Source organism: Microbacterium sp. SA39, assembly GCF_000967865.1.
Classification (GTDB): Bacteria; Actinomycetota; Actinomycetes; order Actinomycetales; family Microbacteriaceae; genus Microbacterium.
Genome location: NZ_JXRU01000032.1, coordinates 176,808 through 195,532, shown reverse-complemented (window position 1 = coordinate 195,532; position 18,725 = coordinate 176,808). Strand labels below are relative to the sequence as shown.

General features: G+C 68.4%; 18 protein-coding genes and 1 tRNA gene. 9 read left to right on the top strand and 10 right to left on the bottom strand.

Features of this window, described 5'->3' with window-relative positions; translation table 11 throughout:
• Positions 1-62 precede the first annotated feature (62 nt).
• The 3 genes from RS85_RS19695 (at position 63) to RS85_RS08635 (ending at position 1,481) form a co-directional block, all read left to right on the top strand.
• Complete coding sequence (locus tag RS85_RS19695) at positions 63-230, top strand: hypothetical protein (RefSeq protein WP_160298617.1); 168 nt, start codon at positions 63-65, stop codon at positions 228-230.
• 139 nt (positions 231-369) lie between these two features.
• Positions 370-451 (top strand) — tRNA-Leu (locus tag RS85_RS08640).
• 250 nt (positions 452-701) lie between these two features.
• Complete coding sequence (locus RS85_RS08635) at positions 702-1,481, top strand: DedA family protein (protein ID WP_046013012.1); 780 nt, start codon at positions 702-704, stop codon at positions 1,479-1,481.
• 28 nt (positions 1,482-1,509) lie between these two features.
• On the opposite strand, the gene ku is transcribed toward RS85_RS08635, so the two are convergent.
• Positions 1,510-2,352, bottom strand: coding sequence for a non-homologous end joining protein Ku (ku, locus tag RS85_RS08630; protein ID WP_046013011.1), 843 nt, complete (start codon positions 2,350-2,352; stop codon positions 1,510-1,512).
• Between the two features lie 89 nt (positions 2,353-2,441).
• On the opposite strand from ku, the gene ligD reads away from it, so the two are divergent.
• Positions 2,442-4,439 (top strand): non-homologous end-joining DNA ligase, encoded by a 1,998-nt coding sequence (gene ligD, locus RS85_RS08625; RefSeq protein ID WP_046013010.1) that lies wholly within the window; start codon positions 2,442-2,444, stop codon positions 4,437-4,439.
• 3 nt (positions 4,440-4,442) lie between these two features.
• Here ligD and RS85_RS08620 read toward each other — a convergent pair whose 3' ends face one another.
• The 5 genes from RS85_RS08620 to murI form a co-directional block, all read right to left on the bottom strand.
• On the bottom strand, positions 4,443-5,363 hold the full coding sequence (locus RS85_RS08620; RefSeq protein WP_046013009.1) for a cation diffusion facilitator family transporter: 921 nt from the start codon (positions 5,361-5,363) through the stop codon (positions 4,443-4,445).
• Between the two features lie 86 nt (positions 5,364-5,449).
• Entirely contained in the window at positions 5,450-6,022 is a 573-nt protein-coding gene (locus RS85_RS08615) for a dihydrofolate reductase family protein (protein ID WP_046013008.1), read from the bottom strand.
• A gap of 61 nt (positions 6,023-6,083) precedes the next feature.
• On the bottom strand, positions 6,084-6,677 hold the full coding sequence (gene rdgB, locus RS85_RS08610) for an RdgB/HAM1 family non-canonical purine NTP pyrophosphatase (protein ID WP_046013007.1): 594 nt from the start codon (positions 6,675-6,677) through the stop codon (positions 6,084-6,086).
• A gap of 2 nt (positions 6,678-6,679) precedes the next feature.
• On the bottom strand, positions 6,680-7,426 hold the full coding sequence (gene rph, locus RS85_RS08605; protein WP_046013006.1) for a ribonuclease PH: 747 nt from the start codon (positions 7,424-7,426) through the stop codon (positions 6,680-6,682).
• A 33-nt stretch (positions 7,427-7,459) separates the two neighbouring features.
• The gene (gene murI / locus RS85_RS08600) at positions 7,460-8,296 is read right to left on the bottom strand and encodes a glutamate racemase (RefSeq protein WP_046013005.1); all 837 of its coding nucleotides are present in this window, start codon (positions 8,294-8,296) and stop codon (positions 7,460-7,462) included.
• Positions 8,297-8,333: 37 nt separating this feature from the next.
• Here murI and RS85_RS08595 point away from each other — a divergent pair, with 37 nt between their 5' ends.
• Positions 8,334-9,659, top strand: a complete 1,326-nt coding sequence (locus tag RS85_RS08595) for a nicotinate phosphoribosyltransferase (RefSeq protein WP_046013004.1) — start codon at positions 8,334-8,336, stop codon at positions 9,657-9,659.
• Positions 9,660-9,692: 33 nt separating this feature from the next.
• Here the strand turns inward: RS85_RS08595 and RS85_RS08590 are convergent, their stop codons facing one another.
• Genes RS85_RS08590 through RS85_RS20180 form a run of 3 tightly spaced genes read right to left on the bottom strand, consistent with a single transcriptional unit; the run spans position 9,693 to position 13,412 of the window.
• Positions 9,693-9,959, bottom strand: coding sequence for a DUF3039 domain-containing protein (locus tag RS85_RS08590; protein WP_046013003.1), 267 nt, complete (start codon positions 9,957-9,959; stop codon positions 9,693-9,695).
• A gap of 40 nt (positions 9,960-9,999) precedes the next feature.
• Positions 10,000-11,565, bottom strand: a complete 1,566-nt coding sequence (locus tag RS85_RS08585) for a hypothetical protein (RefSeq protein ID WP_046013002.1) — start codon at positions 11,563-11,565, stop codon at positions 10,000-10,002.
• Entirely contained in the window at positions 11,541-13,412 is a 1,872-nt protein-coding gene (locus RS85_RS20180; protein ID WP_327037207.1) for an ABC transporter ATP-binding protein, read from the bottom strand. The genes RS85_RS08585 and RS85_RS20180 overlap by 25 nt, the downstream gene beginning before the upstream one ends.
• A 250-nt stretch (positions 13,413-13,662) precedes the next feature.
• Here RS85_RS20180 and RS85_RS08570 point away from each other — a divergent pair, with 250 nt between their 5' ends.
• From RS85_RS08570 to RS85_RS08555, 4 genes are all read left to right on the top strand, one after another.
• Positions 13,663-14,355: a phosphocholine cytidylyltransferase family protein gene (locus RS85_RS08570; protein ID WP_046013001.1), complete on the top strand. Its 693-nt coding sequence runs from the start codon at positions 13,663-13,665 to the stop codon at positions 14,353-14,355.
• An 80-nt stretch (positions 14,356-14,435) separates the two neighbouring features.
• Positions 14,436-15,434, top strand: a complete 999-nt coding sequence (locus RS85_RS08565; RefSeq protein ID WP_235282383.1) for a hypothetical protein — start codon at positions 14,436-14,438, stop codon at positions 15,432-15,434.
• 81 nt (positions 15,435-15,515) lie between these two features.
• Positions 15,516-17,105, top strand: a complete 1,590-nt coding sequence (locus RS85_RS08560) for an acyl-CoA carboxylase subunit beta (RefSeq protein WP_046013000.1) — start codon at positions 15,516-15,518, stop codon at positions 17,103-17,105.
• Positions 17,102-17,344, top strand: coding sequence for an acyl-CoA carboxylase subunit epsilon (locus RS85_RS08555; protein WP_046012999.1), 243 nt, complete (start codon positions 17,102-17,104; stop codon positions 17,342-17,344). Before RS85_RS08560 ends, RS85_RS08555 begins: the two co-directional genes overlap by 4 nt.
• Positions 17,345-17,351: 7 nt before the next feature.
• On the opposite strand, the gene RS85_RS08550 is transcribed toward RS85_RS08555, so the two are convergent.
• Entirely contained in the window at positions 17,352-18,551 is a 1,200-nt protein-coding gene (locus tag RS85_RS08550; protein ID WP_046012998.1) for an ROK family transcriptional regulator, read from the bottom strand.
• Between the last annotated feature and the right edge of the window lie 174 nt (positions 18,552-18,725).

Sequence of the window (18,725 nt, the reverse complement as noted above, 5' to 3'; positions counted from 1 at the left end):
ACAGCCTGACGCGGTGCTGGACTCATCGGAATGCGACAACCACCTGAACGAGAGGATCTGTCATGACCGACTCCTTCCCCCTTCCGGGTAGCCCGGGCGAACCGATCGCTCCGACCCCCGACGAGCCGCTCGCGCCCTATCCGGATGAGCCGCTCGCCCCGACCCCGGACGAGCCGCTCGCGCCGAATCCGGAGGAGCCCGTCGTCCCCGGGGCTGAAGCCCTGCGTTGATCCGAGACATCGAGACCGCCGCCTGCCTCACGTGCGGGCGGCGGTCTCGTCGTGTGTGCCGGCGACGGCCGCGTCGTCGCGAACTGCGGGCTGATCCCCAGAATGCCGGTTTGTGCGATCAGTAGACTGAATCCACCGCGCGGGAGTGGTGGAATTGGCAGACACGCAGGATTTAGGTTCCTGTGCCCTAGGGCGTGTGGGTTCAAGTCCCACCTTCCGCACGAGAGTCGATGGCGTGGCCCGAAGGGTCGCGCCGGCGACTCTCACACGGAAGTTAGGATCCTTGAACAACGGGGCCCCACCGGCCAGAGGCTCCGCCCGGCGCGAAGCGACGGGTGGAGGGGCCGGAGGGACTCAAGTCCCATCTTCCGCACGAGAGTCGATGGCGTACCCCGAAGGGTCGCGCCGTCTCACCTCACCGTTACACCGCCGACCAACAAAGACCGACGGGAATCCCCTGTGCTCGAAACCATGCTGCACGCACCGACCGCCCTCATCCCCTGGCTCGATCCTGAGACGATCATCCGCGGTGCCGGGCCTTGGGCGCTCCTCGTCGTGTGCTTCATCGTGTTCGCCGAGACCGGGCTGCTGGTCGGCTTCCTGCTGCCCGGCGACACGCTGCTGGTGATCGCCGGGCTGCTCTCGCACCCGCTCGCAGGTTCCGACCAGGGCATCTTCGGCATCAACATCTGGTTCGTCGCCCTGCTCATCGCGCTCGCGGCCTTCGTCGGCGGTGAGGTCGGCTACCTCATCGGACACAAGGCCGGGCCTGCGATCTTCGAACGCAAGGAATCGGGGCTCTTCAGCAAGAAGAACGTCGAGCGGACGAATGCCTTCTTCGAGCGCTTCGGCGGCATCACCGTCATCCTCGCCCGATTCGTGCCGATCGTGCGGACGTTCGCGCCGGTCGCCGCGGGCGTGGGCCACATGCCGTGGCGCAAATACTCGCTCTACAACCTCATCGGCGCGATGCTCTGGGGCTTCGGCCTCACGATGCTGGGGTACGCGATCGGCTTCATCCCGCCGATCAAGTGGTTCGTGACGGAGTACATCGACCTGATCCTGCTCGCGGCTGTCGGCGGCACCGCGCTCATCACTCTCTGGCACTACCTCTCCGAGCGCCACAAGGCGAAGAAGGCGGCAGCGGCCGGCGAGGATGTCACCACGGATGCCGTCGAGGCCGAAGAACTCGCCCTCGACCCCGAGGTGTTCGAGCGCGCTCCCGACCTGGACGGCGACGGCAAGCACTGACTGACGCCGGACACCGGCACCGAGGTGCTCAGCCGGTCTTCTTGGCCGGCTTCTTCGCCTTCGCGGGCTTCTCGCTCGCGCGCTTCTCCTTGGACCGCGCGACGCTCTCGCGCAGGGCCTCCATGAGGTCGATGACCTCTCCGCCCTTGCCCTCGGCATCCGCTTCGCCGAAGGTGTCGGCGATCTCGAAGCTCTCACCGGCCTCGATCTTCGCGTCGATGAGCGTGCGCAGCTCCTTCTGGTACTCGTCGACGAAGGCCTCCGGCTCGAAGTCCGCCGAATAGCTGTCGACAAGCGCGGCCGACATCTCGAGTTCCTTCTTCGAGATGCGCACGTCTTCGTCGAGCGCCGGGAACTCGGCTTCTCGCACCTCGTCTGCCCAGAGGAGCGTCTGCAGGACGAGCACCTTCCCCCGCACACGGAGCGCCGCGAGCCGGGTCTTCTGGCGCAGCGTGAAGCGCACGATCGCCGTGCGGTCGGTCTGCTCGAGGGTCTTGCGCAGCAGCACGTAGGCCTTGGCCGACTTCGAATCGGGCTCGAGGTAATACGGCTTGTCGAGGGTCAGAAGGTCGACCTGATCCGAGGGGACGAACTCGACCACATCGATCTCGCGGCTCTTCTCCGATGGGAGGGCCGCCAGGTCGTCCTTGGTCAGGACGACCGTCTGCCCCTCCTCGACATACGCGCGGTCGATGTCGGCGTAGGCGACGGTCTCGCCGCACACCTCGCACGTGCGCTGGTAGCGGATGCGTCCGCCGTCCTTCTCGTGCACCTGGTGCAGCGGCACGTCGTGGTCCTCCGTCGCCGAATACACCTTGACCGGCACGTTGACGAGCCCGAATGTCAGCGCGCCCTTCCAGATCGTCCTCATGCCACCAGTGAACACCAGCCGCACCTGCCACGGCCAGCCCCTTGACGGCATGCTCTTGGACGGCGCCGCCCCTTGACTACGCTGGCTGCATGGTCGGAGAAGCGCAGGTCGTGCAGGTCGACGGCCGGCGTCTGCGCGTGACCAATCTCGACAAGGTCGTCTTCCCCGAGACCGGCACCACCAAAGGCGAGGTCATCGCCTACTACTCGGCGATCGCCCCGCTCCTGCTCCCCCTCCTCGACGGCCGCCCGGTCACCCGCAAGCGCTGGGTGGAGGGCGTCGGCACAGCGGATGCCCCGGCGGACGCGTTCTTCACGAAGCAGCTCGAGCCGGGTGCTCCCGACTGGATCCCCCGTCAGGCGATTCAGCACTCGGACGGGCCCAAGGATTACCCGCTCGTCGAGGACGTGCCGACGCTGGTCTGGCTCGCCCAGGTCGCCGCGATCGAGCTGCACGTCCCGCAGTGGCGCTTCGCTCCGGACGGGCTTCCGGGGCGACCCGATCGGCTCGTGCTCGACCTCGATCCGGGCCCCGGCGTCGGACTCGCCCAGTGCGCCGAGGTCGCCCGCATCGCGCGCGGCATCCTCAGCGGCATGGGTCTCGATCCACTGCCGGTCACGAGCGGCAGCAAGGGGATCCACCTGTACGCGGCGCTGCCCGGCGAACAGACGAGCCAGGAGATCTCGGCGGTGGTCAAGGAGCTGGCTCGGCTCATCGAGAGCGATCATCCCGACCTCGCCACGAGCGTCATGTCCAAGGCGGTGCGCGGCGGCAAGGTGTTCCTCGACTGGAGCCAGAACAACGGCAAGAAGACGACCATCTCGCCGTACTCGCTCCGCGGGCGCGCACAGCCGTGGGTCGCCGCCCCGCGCACGTGGGAGGAGCTCGACGACCCTGATCTCGCGCAGCTGGACAGCGATGAGGTGCTCGCCCGTGCGGCGGAGGGCATCGATCCCCTGAGCTCGTTGCGGCCGGATACGGCGCCATCGGCGGCGCCCCGGGAAGCGGCTCGCCCGGCGGCAGCGGCTTCCGCTCCGCACCGCTCGTCGCGATATGCCCGGAGCACGGCGGCGGCGTCAGGCACCGCCGCCTCCACGACCGCGCCCATGCTAGCCCCGATGCTCGCCGAGAACGGCACCCCGGCGATCGCTCGCACCCTCAGCGACCCCTCGTGGGCCGAGGTCAAATGGGACGGCATCCGCGCCATGGGCACCTGGGCGGACGGACGGATGCTGCTGCACGCGCGCCGCGGAACCGACATCACAGCGCGCTATCCCGAGCTCACCGCAGATGGAGCACCGTTCCTCCCGGCGACGGATGCCGTGGTCGACGGCGAGATCGTCGCCTTCGACGGACAGGGTCGACCGAGCTTCTCGCAGCTGCAGAACCGGATGCACCTCACCCGTCCGCGCGAGATCGAACGCGAAGTGGTGCGCACGCCGATCGTCTACATGCTGTTCGATCTGCTGCGTCTCGACGGACACGATCTGACGGCGATGCCGCTCCGTCAGAGGCGGACGCTGCTCGAAGACCTCGTGGCGGACCTGGATGCACCGGTGCAGGTGCCGCCGGTCTTCGATGACGTCGACGCCGCTCTGGGCGCCAGCGAGCAGTTCGGACTCGAGGGCGTCGTGGTCAAGGACCCGGCCTCGCGCTACCGGCCGGGACTGCGCTCACCCGCGTGGCTCAAGCTCAAGCACACCCTCATGCAGGAAGCGGTGATCGTCGGCATCCGTCCGGGGAAAGGTGATCGGCAGAGCACGCTCGGCTCCCTGCTGCTCGCGGTGCCGGACGTTTCGGCGGGTTCGGGGACCCACCGGCCCCTGCGATACGTCGGCCGAGTCGGCTCGGGGTTCACCGAACGGATCCTGCGCGACCTGCTCGAGCGACTCGAGCCCCTGCGTGTGAAGACCGCGCCCCTGAGCGGCGTCCCGGCGCCGGACGCCTCCGACGCACTGTGGGTGCGACCCGAGCTCGTCGGCGAGGTCGAGTTCGCGAACTGGACACCCGACGGCGTGCTGCGTCACGCCCGCTGGCGAGGGCTGCGACCCGACAAGACTCCGGAGGAGATCGTCGTCGAGGCCTGACGGTCACGCGTGGTGCGGTGCGCAGTCCGACTGCTCGGCCGGCTCGATCTGGAACGTCGAGTGCTCGACATCGAAGTGATCGGCGAGGCACGCCTGCATCTCGGAGAGCAATCGCGCCGAGCGTCCGTCGGCGATCAGCAGCGGGTCCACGCTGACGTGTGCCGTGAAGACGGGCGCTCCGCGGGTCAGCTGCCAGACGTGCACATCGTGCACGCCGATCACGCCCTCATAGCCGAGCAGGTGGGTGCGGATCTCGCTGACCGCCGTGCCCTTCGGTGCGGACTCGGAGAGGACCGAGAACACCTCGCGCAGCAGAGTGATCGCGCGCGGGAGGATCATCGCCGCGATGAGCAGTGACGCGACGGCATCCGCGGGCATCCACCCGGTCGTGAGGATGATGACGGCCGCGACGATGACGGCGACCGAGCCGATCAGATCACCCATCACCTCGAGGTAGGCGCCGCGCACGTTGATGCTCGTACGCTGCGCCCGGCTCAGCAGCCACATCGAGACCGCGTTGGCGAACAGACCCACGACGGCGACGACGAGCATCAGGCCGCCGGCGACCTCGACGTCGCCCGGGTTCACCAGACGGCTGATGCCCTCGACCGCGACCCACGCGGCCAGCGCGATCAGGATCACGGCGTTGATCAGCGCGCCGAACACCTCGGCACGCTGATACCCGAACGTGCGCCGGTCGTCGGCCGGACGGGCGGCGACGGATGCCGCGATGAGCGCGATGACCAATGCCGAGGCATCCGTGAACATGTGGGCGGCATCCGCGAGAAGCGCGAGCGAACCGGTGAGCACGGCTCCGACGATCTGCACCACCATCACGGTCGCCGTCAGCGACAGCGAGATCGCCAGGAGGCGTCTGCTGCTCGCAGAGCGGATGCCGCCGGCGGCGGGCGCGTGATCGTGCATGCCTTCAGGCTAGACCGGGCGGGCATGCCCGGACGGCGGTTCCGACTAGTCGGGAAGGGTAACGATTCTCACCTTCACGCGCGCCGTCACCGGGACCGCGTGTACTCCAGCACGACGCAGCCGTTGTCGAAGGTTCGAGCCTCGTCGAGATCGAACAGCCTCGGAGCGAATGGGTGTCTCGCCATCGGAATGCCGTCACCGGCGATGAGCGGGTACTTCTTCACGATCAGTAGATCGAACTCGTCGATCAGCGCGCCCGCGAGTCCGGCACCGCCGGCGAGGTAGATGCCGAGTCCGTCCTCTGCTTTCAGCTCGCGCACGCGTGTCACCGGGTCGGTCCGGACGATCTCGACGTTGGCGACGGCCGGGTCATCGAGCGTGGTGCTGAACACGATCGTGCGCAGGTGTGCATACGGGTCGGTGATCCCCACCTGCAGCGCGGGCTCGTAGGTGCGGCGCCCCATGACGACCGTGTCGAAACGGGTCACGGGAGCATCCGCACCGCGCTCCGCACGCACGTGGGACGGCTGGATGTCGGCGAGATCGGTTCCCAGGGTCTCGGCGAAAGCGGGAGTCACCGGAAAGAAATCGACCTCGTCCTGCGGCCCGGCGATGAAGCCGTCGAGGGTCACGCCGATGTGATAGGTCAGTTCTCGCATGCGTCGAAATTAACCACTACTGGTGTAGTACGTCACGCGTAGTGCTTGAGCATCCGCCCGGTCAGAGCTCGGTCAGCAGGGGCACCAGCGCTGCAAAGGCTCGCGCCCGATGCGACTGCGCCTGCTTCTCCTCGGCCGTGAACTCGCCCACCGTGCGCTGCGCGCCGTCGGGCTGACCGTCCGGCACGAAGATCGGGTCGTAGCCGAATCCTGCGCCGCCGGATGCCTCGCGCGCGAGCCGTCCCGGCCAGAGCCCCTCGACCACCTCTTCCCGACCCTCCGGCGTCACGAGCGCGATCGTCGAGGTGAAATGAGCGGAGCGGTGCGGGTCCGCGACGTCACGGAGTTGATCGAGCAGCAGCTCGAGGTTCGCTGCGGCATCCTTCTTCTGACCCGCCCAGTAGGCGGAGAACACGCCGGGCGATCCACCGAGCACGTCGACGCAGATCCCCGAGTCGTCCGCCAGCGCGGCCAACCCGGTATGGGCAGCCGCCGCGCGGGCCTTGATCAGCGCGTTCTCGGCGAACGTCGCCCCGTCCTCAACCGGCTCCGGACCGTCGTAGGCGACGATCTCCAAGTCGGGGCGCGTGTCTCGGACGATCTGCTGGAACTCCGTCACCTTGTGCGGATTGTGGGTCGCGAGGACGACCTTCATCGTCACGCGTCCGTCGTGGCGGCCAGGGCGGCCAGCTGCTGATCCTTGAGGTCGGCGCAGCCGGCGAGACCGAGCTCGAGCAGCGCATCCAGCTCGCGCTTGTCGAACGGCGCTCCCTCGGCGGTGCCCTGCACCTCGACGAACAGGCCTCGGCCCGTGACGACCACGTTCATGTCTGTCTCGGCGCGCACGTCTTCGACATATGCCAGATCGAGCATGGGCTCGCCGTCGATGATGCCGACCGACACCGCGGCGACCGAATCGAGCAGCGGCGTCGAGTTCTTGCCGATGAACTTCTTCTCACGGCCCCACTCGATCGCGTCCGCAAGGGCGACGTACGCCCCGGTGATCGCCGCGGTGCGGGTGCCGCCGTCGGCCTGCAGCACGTCGCAGTCGATGACGATCGTGTTCTCTCCGAGAGCCTTGGTGTCGACGACCGCGCGCAGTGCGCGACCGATGAGACGCGAGATCTCATGCGTGCGACCGCCGATACGGCCCTTGACGCTCTCACGATCGTTGCGGCTGTTCGTGGCGCGCGGCAGCATCGAGTACTCGGCCGTGACCCACCCCTTGCCCTTGCCGGTCAGCCAGCGGGGCACGCCGTTGGTGAAGGATGCCGTGCACAGCACCTTCGTGCCGCCGAAGCTGATCAGCGCGGAGCCCTCCGCGTGCGCGCTCCAGCCGCGCTCGATGGTGATCTCGCGGAGCTGGTCGGTGGAGCGGCCGTCGGCGCGGACGATATCGGTCATGTGCTTCTTTCGGGTGGGGGTGGCCGAATCGGCTCAGCGCGATTCGGAGAGGGATTCGGGAAGCGTGATGACACCGGTCTGCACGAGCTGCACATCGCGGACCTCGCGGCCCATCAGACGGTTCGCGAGCGCCGTGAACTCGTCGGCGGATGCGCCGGTGGCCTCGTAGACGTAGGTGGCCGTGGCGTCCGGCGGAGCCAGCAGATCACCGCGGACGAGCTGACGATAGACGTCGCCGGCCGTCTCGTCGTCGCTGGAGACGAGCGTGACGCCCTCCCCCATGACATAGCTGATCGCGCCACGGAGGAACGGGTAGTGGGTGCAGCCGAGTACGAGCGTGTCGACGCCGGCATCCCTCAGCGGAGCAAGGTACTCCTCCGCCACGGCGAGGACCTCGGGGGTCCCGGTGATCCCCGCTTCCACGAACTCGACGAACCGCGGCGCCGCGGCAGTGAACACCTGCAGGCGCTCGTTGACCTCGAGCATGTCCTGGTACGCCCGGGAACCGATCGTGCCGACCGTGCCGATCACGCCGACCCGGCCGTTGCGCGTCGTCGACACGGCGCGGCGCACGGCGGGTCCGATCACCTCGACCACGGGGATGTCGTAGCGCTCGCGCGCATCGCGCAGCATGGCGGAGGATGCCGTGTTGCAGGCGATCACGAGCATCTTGACGCCCTGGTCGACCAGCGTGTCGAGCACTTCCAGCGCGTAGCGGCGCACGTCGGCGATGGGCTTCGGGCCGTAGGGCGAGTGAGCCGTGTCACCGATGTACACGAACGATTCGCGGGGCAGCTGGGCGCGGATGGCCCTGGCCACCGTGAGCCCGCCGACACCGGAGTCGAAGATCCCGATCGGCGCGTCGTTCATGAGTCCCCAGCCTACCGGCCCTCGCTAGGCTGAGCGCATGACCACGTCGACGGCGCTGCTCACTGATCGTTACGAGCTCACGATGCTCGCCGCCTCGCTCCGAGACGGCACGGCCTTCCGGCCGAGCGTCTTCGAGCTGTTCTCCCGCCGCCTGTCCGGCGGACGGCGCTTCGGCGTCGTGGCCGGCACCGGTCGACTGCTCGGCCTGCTGCGCGAGTTCCGCTTCGGCGAGGACGAGCTTCGGTACCTGCGGGACGAGCAGGTCGTCGACGCCGACTCGCTCGCGTATCTCGAGAACTATCGCTTCACCGGATCGATCAGCGGCTACCGCGAGGGCGAGCTCTACTTCCCAGGGTCCCCCATCCTCACCGTCGAGGGGACCTTCGCCGACGCAGTGGTGCTGGAGACCCTCGCCCTGAGCGTACTCAACCACGACTCCGCCGTCGCGACGGCCGCCACCCGGATGAGCATCGCCGCCGGCGAGCGGCCCCTGGCCGAGATGGGCTCACGTCGCGCCGCAGAGCGCTCTGCCGTCGCGGCCGCGCGCGCGGCGTACATCGCGGGCTTCGGAGCGACCAGCAACCTCGAGGCCGGCCGCAGCTGGGGTATCCCGACGATGGGCACTGCCGCGCACTCCTGGACGCTGCTGCACGACACCGAGGAAGACGCGTTCCGGGCCCAGGTCGAGAGCATGGGCACCGGCACGACCCTGCTCGTCGACACCTATGACATCCGCGCGGGGGTCGAGACCGCCATCCGGATCGCCGGGACCGAGCTCGGTGGCGTGCGCATCGACTCCGGCGACCTGCCGACTGTCGCGGCCCAGGTGCGCGCGCAGCTCGACGAGCTCGGAGCGACCGGTACGCGCATCACCGTGACCAGCGACCTCGACGAGTACGCGATCGCTGCCCTAGCCGCATCGCCCGTCGACGCCTACGGCGTGGGCACGTCGGTCGTGACGGGTTCGGGCTACCCGACCGCGAGCATGGTCTACAAGCTGGTTGCCAGGCAGGATGCCGGCGGCGCCTGGATCGGCGTCGCCAAGGCGTCCATTGACAAGGCCTCGTACGGCGGGCGCAAGGCCGCGTTCCGCACGCTGTCCGACGGCGTCGCGACCGCGGAGACCGTCGTGGTCTCGGACGGCTTCGAGGAGCTCGACACTCCGTCCGAGCACCCGGACGGACGCCCGCTGCAGATGACGTTCGTCGAGGCGGGCGACATCGACACGGCACACGAGGGCGTCGAGGGAACGGCATCCGCCCGGGCGCATCACCTGCGCGTGCGCGAGGAACTCCCGGTGCGGGCGCTCGCTCTCAGCAAGTCGGACCCGGCGATCCCCACGGTGTACGTCGAGGCGACCTGACGCGGTTCCCGAGCGAGCGCAGCGAGACGAAGATCAGCTGATCATCGACTCGTAGATCTCCTTGCACGTGGGGCAGATGGGGAACTTCTCCGGGTCGCGACCCGGCGTCCACTTCTTGCCGCACAGCGCGCGCACCGGTTTGCCGGTGATCGCCGACTCGAGGATCTTGTCCTTCTTCACGTAATGCGAGAAGCGCTCATGGTCGCCCGGTTCGAGATTCTCCTCGCGGAGGAGCTCTTCCAGTTCGCGATCAAGCGTTGCCACGCCGCCCTGATCGGGGCTGTCCAGCGGAGTACTCATCCCGTGAGTCTAGCTGCGTCGGTGCCCGCGCGGGCGGTCGTCATGCGGTCTCGACGAACTCCATCAGCCGCTCTCCGCTGCGCTCGAAGATGCGGCCGCCGATGACCGCGCCGACCCAGAGCACGACGAGGCCCGAGAGAAGCCCGACCCAGAATGCAGCGGGCGCGTAGGAATCGCCCGCGACGATCGTCGCGCCGAACAGCCACGCGGTGGGAAGGCTCAGCAGCATGGCTCCGAGGAAGGCTGCCGCCGGTCCGTACGTCCCGCGGGATGTCGGCCGCTGCGGCTGCTGGAACGGACTGTCGCCGGGACGCGACACCGCGTACGGCGCCACGACCGAGACGATGCTGGAGATACCGAGGGCGGCGAACAGCAGGCTCGCGGCCAGACCCGTGAGCGGCAGCAGCAGTCGCCAGTCGCCGATCAGGAGCAGTGTGAGTGGCACGGCGATCGCGAGCACGGGGATCGCCACCAGGAGCACGGGCACGAGTCGGCCGAGACGGTCGGGGAGTCCACGGATACCGCTCGCCACATGCGTCCAGAGAGCTGTGGAGTCGTACGCGACGTCGTTGTGCGGCAGCCATCCGAAGAACAGCGCCATCACCGGCACGGGCACGAGCGCCGCGATCTCTACGGGCACTCCGGCGACGATCAGCGGCAGAACCGTGAGGACGCCGGCGACCGGCACCACGATGACGTTCATGATGTAGCGGCGGTCGCGTGACCAGTACACGAGGCTCCGTGCCGCGATCGCGCCGAAGGCGTTGGAAGGGAGCAACCCGAACCAGCCGAGGCCCGTCCGTTCCCGGGCGGCGACGGGGCGCTCGGTGGTCGTCAGCAGTCGGCGCACGAGCCAGGCCCACAGCACCCAGAGCAGCAGGGCCGTGACGACCGCGACGATTCCGCTGGTCCACGCCGTCGACGTCGCGTGGGCCGCGACGTCGAACAGGAAGCCCGGTGCCGCCGCGAGCGGCGTGAAGCCGAAGGTGGTGGACAGCGCGGCCAGCGATTCGGGGACATGTCCATCCCAGCGCAGGGAGGCGACGAAAACGGCGACCGGGAACGCGATCACGATGATGGCCAGCGCGAAGAGAGCGGTCAGCTCTCGCGATCGACGCTCGGGAAGCAGCAGGGCGTTCACGGCCATGCCGACGCGTGCCATGAGCACGGTCGTGACCACGCCGATGATCGTCATCAGCACGGCCAGTGGCCAGGGCGCTCCCAGCCGGATGGCGACGATGCAGACGCTGATGTACACAGCGAGCAGAGCGAGACTCGGCACGCTGACGAATGCCGCGAGCGTGAGCACCCAGGGCATCCGCCGCTCGTCCACACCGAAGACGGCGAATCGTCGCGGATCGAGCTGGTCGACGGCGCCGACCAGGATCGGCCCGACGAGGAAGCCGAGGAGGAGAGCTGCTCCCCCGAGTACCGTGACCGCACGCGCGACAGGCACCGGTGCGCCGGCAAGACTGAAGACGGCAAGGCAGACGACGACGGTGATGGCGATGACGGCGAGCAACGTGACCAGAGTCCGGACCCGGCGTTCGCCGCGCAGCGATCCGACCAGCAGCGCGAGCCTCAGTCGGAGAACGTGTGCAGCCACTCGAGCCCCTCCACCTCTCCGCTGGATCCGGCGAGCTCGACGAATCGCGCTTCCAGCGTCTGCCCGGCGCGCACCTCGTCGATCGTGCCTTCCGCGAGCACTTCGCCGCCGACGATGATCGCGACGCGCGAGCAGACCCGCTCGACGAGATCCATGCCGTGGCTGGAGAGGATCACCGTACCGCCGTGCGAGACGTAGGCGCGGAGGATGTCGAGGATCACGGCCGAGGAGACCGGGTCCACCGATTCGAACGGCTCGTCGAGCACGAGGACGCGCGGTGAGTGGATCATCGCCCCGGCGAGCATGATCTTCTTCGTCATACCGGCGGAGTAGTCCGAGACGACGCGGCTGAGTGCGTCGCCGAGATCGAAGGCCCGAGCGAGATCTGCCGCGCGCTTCTCGATGACGTCGGCTCCCAGACCCCGCAGCAGGCCGTAGTAGTACAGGAGCTGCCTGCCGGTGAGGCGGTCGAAGGTGCGCAGCCGGTCGGGCAGCACTCCCATCACCCGCTTCGCAGCGAGCGGCTGCCTGGCCTGGTCGATGCCGCAGATCACGACGCTGCCCTCATCCGGCCGCAGGAGACCTGCGACGATCGAGAGCGTCGTGGTCTTACCGGCGCCGTTCGGACCGACGATTCCGTAGAACGACCCGGCAGGCACGGTGAGATCGATGCCGTCGACGGCGCGATTGTCGCCGAACTGCTTGACGAGCCCACGGATGCTGATGGCCTCGGTCGCGCCGATGCCGTCGCGCTCGGAGGACGCACCGGATGCCGCGTCGCCGGAGTCCGTCTCCGGTACGGCCACGCCTCGCGTGTCCGCGACAGCTTCCTCGGGCGTCACACCGTCCGCCGCGTGCTCCTCGGCCACCGGCGTCGGGACAACAGGTTCCTCGACGACAGGTTCCTCGACGACCGCGCCCTCGTCCACGGTCTCGCCCACGACCGCTTCGTCGTTCACCGATTCCGCCGCGACAGATTCCTCGACGACAGGTTCCTCGACGACAGGTTCCGCCGCGACAGATTCCTCGACGACAGGTTCCTCGACGACAGGTTCCGCGGCAGCGGGTTCCACGACGACGACCTCTGCGACTGCGGTCTCGGCGATGCTCTGCTCCGGGGCAACCTGCTGGTCGACCGTGGTCGAGTCAGCTGGCCGAGACTCCGCCGCGGCGGCCGCCTCGGCGGCCAGCTTCTCGGCCGCGAGCTCCTCTGCGGCTGCCGCCTTGGCCGCTGCCGCCTTCGTGGCCGCTGCACGGGCCGCGGCCGTCTTGGCAGAGGTCGAGCGCGCCGACGCGGTGCGTGCCGTGCTCTTGGCGGCAGCGGACTTCTCCGCCGCAGACTTCGCCGCCGCAGTCCGGGCAGTCGCCGTCCTCCCGGCCGCGGCCTTTCCGGCGGTCGTGTTCGCGGCTGAGCTCTTGGCAGACGCTGCTGTCGAAGAGCTCGACGCGGCTGCCCTCGCGGCGGCCGCACGGGCCGCCGAGGTGGCCGGCTTGGCGGACTTCGCCGCTGCGGCGCGGGCGGCACTGTTCTTCGTCGCCGCGTTGCGTGCCGCCGCGGTCCGGGCCGAGTTCCCCGAGGCTACCGATGCGGGGGCATCGATCACCATCTTCACAACAGGCTCGATGACGATCTCTCCGGCGGGAGCCGCAGTCTCCGCGGACGCTTTGGCGGGCGTGCGACGTGCCGGCTTCTTCGCAGCGGGAGCGCGCTTCGTCGGCGTCTTCTTGGTCGTGGGACGCCCCGCAGAACTCTGCTTCGCTGCCGGCGCTCCGCCGGGGAGCGCCGTCTGGGGCGGGGTCTCGAAGTCGTCCACCTGGTCGGTGCGGTCGTCAGGGGAAGCAGTCACCGTCCTACGGTATCAATGGCTTGCCCCTCGCCGAGGGTGTCACGCAACAATCCGCGCTCGGATCGCGCAGATTCCGCGCACCGTCCGCTCCATCGTCTACCCTGAGTGTTGAGTGTGTAGTCGGTCACGAAATGACAACGGGGCCATCGATCCCCCAGCCTTCCCAGGCGGAATCGGTACCATGAACGCGGCACGATGAGGTGTCTGATCGGTGAACCGATCGTGAACACAACTTCCCTTAGGAGCACTCGTGACTCTTCAAACCGTCATTCTCGCCGCAGGCATGGGCTCACGCCTCGGCCGCGCGCTGCCGAAGCCGCTGACCGAGCTGAGCGACGGCCGCACGATCATGCGCCAGCAGCACGACAACATTCGCGCCGCCTTCGGCTCCGATGCGCGAATCACCGCGGTCGTCGGCTATCGCGCCGAAACCATCATCGAAGCGTTCCCCGCAGTCAACTACGTGCACAACGAGCGCTACGACGAGACGAACACCTCGAAGAGCCTCCTCCGCGCCCTCGCCGCCACCGGCAGAAGCGGCGTGCTGTGGATGAACGGAGACGTCGTCTTCGACCCGATGATCCTCGGTCGTGCGGCCGCGTACATCGAACGCGACCAGTCGTTCGTCACGGTCAACACTTCGAAGGTCAGCGACGAAGAGGTGAAGTACACCGTCACGGCGGAGGGCTTCATCGACCAGCTTTCCAAGACCGTCAAGGGCGGGCTGGGCGAGGCCGTCGGCATCAACTACATCTCCTCGGCGAACAAGAAGGCGTTCATGCGCCAGCTGCAGCGCGTCGAGGACCAGGACTACTTCGAGCGCGGCCTCGAACTCGCGATCGCCGAAGACGGTCTACTGCTCGAGCCGATGGATGTCTCCGACCTCTACGCGGTCGAGGTCGACTTCGCGGAAGACCTCGAGCGGGCGAACCTGTTCGTCTGATCGCACATCCCGAACGCCCGGCGCCTCTCGAGGGTCCGGGCGTTCGGCGTTTTCGCGGACTTACTTCGTAAGATCGGGCCATGGCTCCCAAGGTGCATAAGATCCATTCCCTGCCGGACGACTCTCCATGGGACAAGACGGTGCCTCCGGTGGGGTCGCCGGAGCACCCGATGATGGTGCGCGGACTCGACCGCGTGCTCTCCATCCAACGGCCCCTCGTCCTCGCCCATATCCGCAGCATCCGTCTGCGCAACCCGCAGGCCACCCCGGCGGAGATCATCCACATCCTCGAGCGGCGGTACCTGGCCGCGGTCACCACCGGCGGCGCAGCGGTAGGAGCGACCGCGGTCGTACCGGGCATCGGCACGGGCGTCACGCTCGCGCTGTCGGGCGTCGAAACCGTCGGCTTCGTCGAGTCGACCGCGCTGTTCGCACAGTCCGTGGCCGAGGTGCACGGCATCGCGATCTCGAATCCCGAACGCGCGCGGGCTCTCGTGATGACTCTGATGCTCGGCAAGGAAGGCGTCGACCTCGTCGGACAGCTCGCGGGCCAGGTCGCCGGCCGGGGCGGAAACCGATCGTCCTACTGGGGCGAGCTGGTCACCAAGTCGCTCCCCCGCGCCGCCGTCGGCCCGTTGGTCGATCGGCTCAAGAGCATGTTCGTGAAGCAGTTCGCCGCGAAGGGCGGCGCCTCGATGATCGGGAAGGCGCTCCCGTTCGGCATCGGCGCCGCGATCGGCGGCGCCGGCAATCACATCCTCGGCCGACGCGTGCTCACGACATCGCACAAGGCCTTCGGCGCCGCGCCCGTCGACCTGCCGCTCGAACTCGAGCCGGTGCAGGGTGCAGAGAAGATGGAGCTGCGCGTGCTGCGCGGCGCGCGATTCGCCGGGAGCGCCGTCGCCGGCGCCGCGGGCACGGCCGCGCGCGGCGTCGGCTGGGCCGGACACAAGGTCGGTGAACTCGCGACCCGGCGGGGACACCGCAAGGACACCGCGGAGCTCGAGGAGGGCACCGGCGGGGCCCACGGCGGCCATGACCTGTCCGGCCTCGATTCATCGATCGATCGGGAGCACTGACCGGAGATCGCCAAAGGATCGGCGGCTCCGTTGTGCCGAGCATCCAACGGACAGCACCGACCCGACGCTAGGGTTGAATCCGTGACGGACAAGCCCGACCTCTTTACCACCGCCGGCAAGATCGCGGACCTGCGCGCTCGCTACACCGAGGCCGTCATCGACGCCGAGGCCAAGGCGAAGGAGAAGCAGCACGCCAAGGGCAAGATGACCGCCCGCGAGCGCATCGAACTGCTCGTCGACCCCGGAAGCTTCGTCGAGTTCGACGAGTACGTGCGCCACCGCACGACCGCTTTCGGCATGGACCGCTCCCGTCCGTACGGCGACTCGGTCGTCACGGGCGTCGGCACGATCCACGGCCGCACCGTCGCCGTCTACTCGCAGGACTTCTCGACCTTCGGCGGATCTCTCGGCGAGGTCGCCGGCGAGAAGATCATCAAGATCATGGAATTCGCCCTCGCGGGAGGGATGCCGTGCATCGGCATCCTCGACTCCGGCGGCGCACGCATCCAGGAGGGCGTCGTCGCCCTCGGCAAGTACGGCGAGATCTTCCGGCTGAACACGCGCGCCTCCGGCGTGATCCCGCAGATCTCCATCATCATGGGCCCGGCCGCCGGAGGCGCGGTCTACTCCCCCGCGCTGACGGACTTCGTCATCATGGTCGACAAGACCAGCCAGATGTTCGTCACCGGCCCCGACGTGATCAAGACCGTGACCGGCGAGGACGTCGGCATGGAAGAGCTCGGCGGCGCGTACACGCACAACACCCGCTCGGGTGTCGCGCACTACCTCGCGGATGACGAGGATGACGCGATCGACTACGCGCGCACTCTCCTCGGCTTCCTCCCCGACAACAACATGTCCGAGCTGCCGTCGTACGAGACGACGTTCGAGTTCGAGACGACGGATGCCGATCGCACGCTGAACACGATCGTCCCGGACTCCGCCAACCAGCCGTACGACATCAAGACCGTGATCGAGCATGTCGTCGATCAGGGCGACTTCCTCGAGGTCCAGCCGCTGTTCGCACCGAACATCGTCATCGGCTTCGGTCGCGTCGAAGGTCGCACCGTCGGCATCATCGCGAACCAGCCCTCGCAGATGGCCGGAACCCTGAACATCCAGGCCGGCGAGAAGGCCAGCCGGTTCGTGCGGTTCTGCGACGCCTTCTCGATCCCGATCGTGACGCTGGTCGATGTGCCCGGGTACCTGCCGGGCACCGATCAGGAATGGGAGGGCGTCATCCGGCGCGGCGCCAAGCTGCTCTATGCCTACGCCGAGGCGACGGTGCCGCTGGTCACGGTCATCCTCCGCAAGGCGTACGGCGGCGCGTACATCGTGATGGGCTCCAAGCAGCTCGGCGCCGACGTGAACCTCGCATGGCCGACGGCCGAGATCGCCGTCATGGGCGGCCAGGGCGCAGTCAACATCCTCTACCGCGGCGAGATCAAGAAGGCCGAGGAGGCCGGTGAGGACGTCGCCGCCGTCCGTACACGCCTCGCCAACGAATACACCTACGACGTCGCCTCCCCCTTCCTCGCCGCCGAACGCGGTGAGCTCGACGGCATCATCGAGCCTGCCAACACCCGCGTGTCGATCGCCAAGGCGCTGCGGGCGCTGCGCGGCAAGCGCGCGGATCTGCCGCCGAAGAAGCACGGGAACATCCCGCTGTGACCGAGAGCACCGCTTTCCCCGAGACGCCGGACGAACTCCCGACCGCGCTCGAGATCACACGTGGCGCCGCGAGCGAGGAGGAGCTCGCCGCCCTCATCGCGGTGATCAGCGATGCCTATGCCACGGAGGCGGCGGATGCCGTCGCCGTCGAGCCGCACGCATCGGCCTGGACCCGCACGCAGCGCCCGCTGCGCGCACCCCTGCGCCGCGACATCCCGTGGGGACGGTTCTCCGGCTGAGCCGGAGTCAGTCCTCCAGCAGCAGATCGGTCGTCCGCGGCGTCAGCGCGGAGTCCAGCACGACGCAGGCGGCTCCGACCGCCCCGACGTCGACACCGACGACGCTGCCTGCGACAGGCAGCGAGTGCACTGCCCGCGTGGCGCTCAGCCGATCGAGACGTCCGGGGATCTCGTCCAGGAAGACAGCTGCCAGACGAGCCCAGAACGGGCCACCGAAGACGACGCGATCCACGTCGAGCATGTTGGTCAGCACGGCGGTGAGCGCGGCGAAATCGCCCGCCGACTGCCGAAGTACATGCGCCGCCCGGTCGTCGCCCGCTGCGGCCCGCTCGCACAGCTCGGTGAATCGCGCCTCGACCGCCTCGACGTCATTCGCCTCCCGGTCGTCCGGGAGCACGCCGGCGCGTTCCGCCCGCTCGACGATAGCCTGCGGCGTGCACATGACCTCGACGCATCCGCGCGACCCGCACAGGCAGGGCGGACCCTCGGGATCGACCACGATGTGCCCGATCTCGCCGAGATTCCTGGTGCTGCCGCGCACCACGTCACCATCTCTGGCCAGAGCCGCGCCGATGCCCGTGCCGAGGTAGACGAAGACGAAAGATTCGTCGGAGGAACCGTGGCGGGTCCACAGCTCTCCGACGGCTGCGGCCGTCGTGTCCTTCTCCAGGGTCACCGGGAGGCCCGTCGCCTCCGCCAGGACCGCGCGCAGCGGCACGCGGTGCCACCCGATCAGCTTCGGCGGGTCGATCACCGTGCCCTTGTCCGGATCGAGCGGCCCCGGCGCGGCCACACCGATGCCGGCGATGCGCTCGCGGTCGACACCCGAACCGGCGATCAGCGTCTCGATCGTGCTGGCCATGGCCTCGATGATCTGGCGAGGGTCGGTCTTCGGCGTGCGCACCCCGACCCGCCGCACCACCCTTCCCGCCAGGTCGAGGAGCACGAAGGTCATGACCGCCGGGTCGAGGTGGACCCCGACGGAGAACCCGCTCTCCGGCACGAGTCGCAGTGTGACCCGCGGTTTCCCGGGCCCGTTGATGGTGCGTCCGGCCTCACGGATGAATCCGTCGTCAAGGAGCCGACGCGTGATGTTCGTGACGGTCTGGGCGGACAGCCCGGTCGCCTCGACGAGTTCGATCCTGCTCAGTCCTTCGCCGGAGCGCCGGATGGCCTCCAGGATCACGGACTGGTTGAAGTCACCCATCCGCGGGAGATTGGTTCCGCGACGCATTCCCATCGTCCAATGATCTCGCATCGGCGTCGGAATCGTGTCCCCCAAAATACCTACAGACAAGCTGTTGACGACCCGCCAGACTGAGGGAGACGCTTCGCGTTCGGCTGGTCTCTCTGTCCCAGGGTAGACAGACGCTGATCGGCC